This window comes from Brevibacterium rongguiense (assembly GCF_009857845.1).
In the GTDB taxonomy this organism is placed as follows: domain Bacteria; phylum Actinomycetota; class Actinomycetes; order Actinomycetales; family Brevibacteriaceae; genus Brevibacterium; species Brevibacterium rongguiense.
This window is the reverse complement of record NZ_WWEQ01000116.1, coordinates 1-2,131: the sequence shown is the minus strand read 5'-3', so window position 1 is coordinate 2,131 and position 2,131 is coordinate 1. Positions and strand designations below refer to the sequence as shown.

The following is a 2,131-nucleotide window of genomic DNA, read 5'->3' as shown; positions in this document are numbered from 1 at the left end:
ACTCGTACAAGTCGACGGCCTGCCGACGGAACTCATCGGAGTAGTTCTTCCTGGCCATAGTCCTGATCATCTCGCTTCCTCCAGCAACTGCTGGATTCCACGTGTCCAAGACCCGGGGTCAGGGCCCATCCAAGGCAACAATGGTGCAGTCTCCCAAGGAGAAAACGCCTCCGCAGTGATGAGTGGTGGCGGTGTGTCCGTGCCGGAACTCATTAACCTGATCAGCGCTGTCCGCTCCGCAGTAGAAGATCAACCCGATCTGGCAGACAGTGAGATCGTCGGAGTCGTCGACACTCTCAGCGACGAACTCGGCCTGGCCGAACCCGACACGGCTGTGGTCGAGGATGGCCGACGTCGACTCGCTACCTTCCTCAGCGAGACTGTCGCGCGGCCAGGGGTCACCACTGCGGTGAGCGCATTAGTGGCTGCCCTCGGTCAGTGGGTTGGCTTGGGCTAGACGCGACCTGTAGATCCTTGGCGGAGTACTCGTCCCGCCCTCCCCTAGCTCGGGATCACCTAGGTCCGAGACGTGCTCACCGCGCTGATCGGCACGCTGCCGGAGCATCTGCGGGGATCGCTGACCTGGGATCAGGGCTGCGAGATGGCTGCTCATAAGCAGTTCAGCATCGCGACCGGGGTGCCGGTGTTCTTCTGTGACCCGCACGCGCCCTGGCAGCGCGGGAGCAACGAGAACACCAGCGGCCTCCTGCGTCAGTACTTCCCCAAGGGCACCGACCTCCGACCCTACGGGCCGGCAGACCTGGAGCACGTCGCCCAGGAACTCAACGGCCGCCCACGCAAGACGCTCGACTGGGATACCCCAGCCGAGCGTCTGCGTGATCTACTGACAGCCACTTAGCCATCAGGTGTTGCGAGGACCCCTAGATGTACTGACCGGGGACGTTGATCAATCGTGAGAAGGGCGGCTGGTTCCCGCAGGCGCTGTGGGGGCGATGCTGGTTGTAGTGGTGGAGCCAGTCGGGGAGGGCGTCTCGGCGTTCTTGCTCGCTGGTGTAGCAGCGGGCGTAGGCCCACCCGTCACCCATCGTGCGGTGGAACCGCTCCACTTTTCCGTTGGTCTGCGGCCGGTACGGGCGGGTGAACTTCGGACGGATCGACAGCGCCTCGCAGGTGTCGCGCCACAGGTACGACCGGTATGCCCCACCGTTGTCGGACAGCACTCGTTCGATGGTCACGCTACGTTCGGCGAGCCACTCGACCGCCCGGTGCAGGACGGCGACGGCGGTGATGGCGGTCTCGTCGTCGTGGACCTCGGCGTACGCGACGCGGGAGTGGTCGTCGATGACGGTGTGTACGAATGCGTACCCGAGCTTGGGGCTGTGCCACTTGTTCTTCGGCTTGTCCGGTGTCGCGGCGCGGTTCTTCTGGCCCTGGCGGCGGCCGACGTAACGCCAGCCGCCGCCGTCGGGGATGTTCCCGATCTTCTTCACGTCCACGTGCACCAGCGAACCCGGGTGCGGGTGCTCGTAGCGACGTACTGGCTCGCCCGTGGCGCCGTCGACGTACGACAACCGGTTCAGGCGCGCCGCCGTGAGGATGCGGTGGACCGTCGAGGGAGCGATCCCCAGCCGGGCGGCGAGCTGGATTGGTCCTTCGCGCAGTCGCATTCGCAGGCTCACGCACCGCTTCGTCACCGCCTTGTTCGTCTTCTTCGGTGAGGACTTCGGTCGCGACGAGCGGTCGTTCATGGACTCGCCGGCGAGGTAGCGGTCGACCCACCGCTTCACGGTCGGCCAGGACACCTGGAACCGGGCGGCGACCTCGCTGATCGGGTGGCCGTCCTCGACGACGAGGCGGGCGACCTTGAGCCGGTGGCGAGGTGTGAGAGCTGCGTTGAGGTGGGTCATTATCGTTCGAGGGTGGGTGCGAATCGGCCCCGATCGGATGGTGCATGATCGGGGCCGAAGAGCTGGCGGTGACTCATGCCGGCTCAGGTCGATCCAGGGAGCGCATGGCGTCCATGAGGGAGGTGTAGACGAGGCTGTGTGGTTCCCCCCGAATCGTGGAGGACTTCCTATGCGGCCTCGGGCAGCGTAGCCGCGTTGCTGGTCTCGTAGTCGACGGGGCTCATCATGTTTGCTGAGCTGTGCCGACGGTCGTGGTTGTAGAA

2 protein-coding genes and 1 pseudogene are annotated in these 2,131 nt (G+C 65.1%); 2 read left to right on the top strand and 1 reads right to left on the bottom strand.

The window, feature by feature from the left end; genetic code table 11:
• Positions 1–457: hypothetical protein (locus GSY69_RS14810; protein ID WP_235936574.1), on the top strand; the 457-nt coding region annotated here is incomplete at its 5' end.
• Between the two features lie 63 nt (positions 458–520).
• Positions 521–859 (top strand): annotated as a pseudogene (locus GSY69_RS13690) (IS30 family transposase); the annotation flags it as partial.
• Positions 860–881: 22 nt separating this feature from the next.
• Here GSY69_RS13690 and GSY69_RS13685 read toward each other — a convergent pair.
• Positions 882–1,868, bottom strand: a complete 987-nt coding sequence (locus tag GSY69_RS13685) for an IS481 family transposase (protein ID WP_160954382.1) — start codon at positions 1,866–1,868, stop codon at positions 882–884.
• Positions 1,869–2,131 lie beyond the last annotated feature (263 nt).